Annotated in this window: 2 protein-coding genes and 2 pseudogenes; 1 reads left to right on the forward strand and 3 read right to left on the reverse strand. The window is 38.2% G+C overall.

Translation table 11 applies throughout. The features are described from left to right. Window positions 1–337: 337 nt before the first annotated feature. The gene (locus ACFIME_RS07075; protein WP_015856172.1) at window positions 338–538 is read left to right on the forward strand and encodes an AlpA family transcriptional regulator; all 201 of its coding nucleotides are present in this window, start codon (window positions 338–340) and stop codon (window positions 536–538) included. Window positions 539–640: 102 nt separating this feature from the next. On the opposite strand, the pseudogene ACFIME_RS07080 reads toward ACFIME_RS07075, so the two are convergent. From ACFIME_RS07080 to ACFIME_RS07090, 3 genes and pseudogenes are all read right to left on the reverse strand, one after another. Next, a pseudogene (locus tag ACFIME_RS07080) lies at window positions 641–859 on the reverse strand (hypothetical protein); the annotation flags it as partial. 203 nt (window positions 860–1,062) lie between these two features. After that, entirely contained in the window at window positions 1,063–1,470 is a 408-nt protein-coding gene (locus ACFIME_RS07085; RefSeq protein ID WP_375634020.1) for a hypothetical protein, read from the reverse strand. Then, window positions 1,467–2,429 (reverse strand): annotated as a pseudogene (locus tag ACFIME_RS07090) (filamentous hemagglutinin); the annotation flags it as partial. The pseudogene ACFIME_RS07090 and the gene ACFIME_RS07085, both read right to left, overlap by 4 nt.

Consider the following 2,429-nt stretch of genomic DNA (forward strand, 5'->3'; position numbering starts at 1 on the left):
CGCTGAAACTATTCTAAGTCATACAGTTGGCGGCAAAGTAGAGCGTGCCTATCGTCGTACTGATTATCTAGAACAGCGCCGCGTTTATATGGATAAATGGGCGGCTTATGTCACGGGTCAATCTTAAGATATGGGGTGAATAACCCCATGATCTGTGGATAACTTTAGCTCTCTTTTCTCTCATTCTTTCTCAATAAGAGTCATAAATTATCACATCAGAAAAACTATGATAAAATATTGTTTTCTATAAATAAAATACCTTCAAAAATGAACCAAAATGTGGTTAATAAATAGTTATGATTTGTTCTCATTTTTTTACTTTTGAAAGGATTTTAGTATGACAGAAAATGATATTCTTTTAACAGACCGTGAAAGTGCAAAACTGCTTCATATGAGTGTCTCAACATTCCGCCGTCATGTGACCAATGGCTCTCTCCCAAAACCTTTAAAATTTGGTTTTTTATCGCGTTGGTTACAATCGGATCTTTTGAATGTCATCGAGCAAGCAAAACAGCAACGTTATAACGACGCGGCATAAAAAGAAAACCTTGTCACGTAAGGACGGACAAGGCTTTCTCAAACTCATCAACCTGGTGCTTTATTTGGTGTAAATTCAAGGCTTTCTCTACTGAAGCAAGACTTAAGGTTTGCATTCAAGTTGTTCTGAATGTTTTTTACAATAAGGGCTATTTAAGCGTCTCTCAACACTTCGCTGAGGCATGACAGCACCAGGACGACATATGGGAAGATTGTCCGATTTATGGTTTTCACACCATTCTTGTATTGTAAAGCTAGGACGAAAACCTGATTGCGCCATACACATTTCAATACTGGCAAATTGATTCAAATCTAGCGCCACANCAGTTTTAAGATTTTCTTCATTCTTCCCCTCTTTCAATGGATTTATTTACAATAAAAAAGCTCGGAAGCTTGTTGATATTTTCTGTCATCGCTGCTTAAAACAACGGTGACCAATATTGAGATGATTGGTTGAGAAAACAATCCCGTCATTTCAAGCGAAGGCAAGGATGAGGGATTGTTGACCATCACAAACAGCAAAACTTAAGGTTGGCATTCATCCGCATTTTTATACCTTTTACAAAATGGGCTATTTAAGCGCTTCTCAACACTTCTCTGTGGGATGACAGCACCAAGCTGACAAATGGGAAGGTTTTCTTCTCTAAATGTATAACACCAGTTTCCTCTCCCTTTATAATGGAATCCTGATTGAACCATGCAAGCATAAATTGTTGCATCCTCATTAACACTAAGCTTTCTATTTTCTGAATCAGCATCAATAAGGCTCGGTATTCCACATTCTAAGAGGGCTTTTCCTACCTCAGTAGAATCTGCACCTGCCTTCTCCCACATACTCACGTACTCTGGAGGACTGCTGTCAATTTTTGATATGTCACATCCAGTCACACTTAATAGGACTATACCACTCAATAATTTTAAAATTTGTCTCATTTTTTCTTCCATAAATGATCTAAAGTCGAATAAATTGAATGAATTTGTTTAGTAGGAGATGTTCCATAATTAGTTATACACGCTTTACTTGCATCACCATAACAATTATGGGGACTAGGATCATAACCGCCTAACGCCCTCCCTCCCTCTATCAATGGAGAGGTTGCTGTAGTCAATAAACTTTTTCCTACAAACAGCGTCATATATAAAGGATTTTTTATACCTTTCTCCAAAAGTGAAACATCTAGATTTAAAGGTACTTTATAAAAAGTAGGTGCATTGTAACCAAACAACGTACTAATGGGGTCAGATGCATGGCTTTGTAAGTAAACATGATCATTTTTGCCATCGCTTACGACATATAATGCATTCGCTATCGATTGAGCATGATCCGCTGGTCCATAAAGATAAATATCTGTTTTTTCTGCTATACCGTGGATGCCGCGCTTTTCAAAGTCACGTAGTCCATTGCCTACTGTTAAGCTACCACGACTATGCGCACTAACAATCGCCCCATCATTACCATAACGAGAGGCAAAATCTTGGAATTTCTTGGTCGAATTACTCCATCCCCCAAAATACTCATAAATTGCTACCCCGAACTCTACTAGCTTATCTTTAGCTTGGGGGTGGTAGGTAAAATAAAGGGGTTCATGCGCATTATCAGCCATTTTGACGGCATTACGGGCTGCTTCATCAGATGAATTAGAAATACCATTATAGAACATACGCCTGTTGCCATCAGAGCCTTTTTGTAAATGATTTTCTTCTCCTGGTTTTAAATAGCGATACAGAGTAATATTTTTTCCATCATTGCCTTTTATAGGTTTTCCATTTTCATCGGTTAAATAGAGGACATTGCCATTTTCATCATGCAAAATCTCACCTACTGGATGCTCTTTGACATTTGCGACTTCGCGCACTTTGTCCCAGTATCCCAATCCTTCATCCGATAAATC

The sequence above is a fragment of the Bartonella sp. AP1QHHD genome (genome assembly GCF_042196265.1).
Classification (GTDB): domain Bacteria; phylum Pseudomonadota; class Alphaproteobacteria; order Rhizobiales; family Rhizobiaceae; genus Bartonella.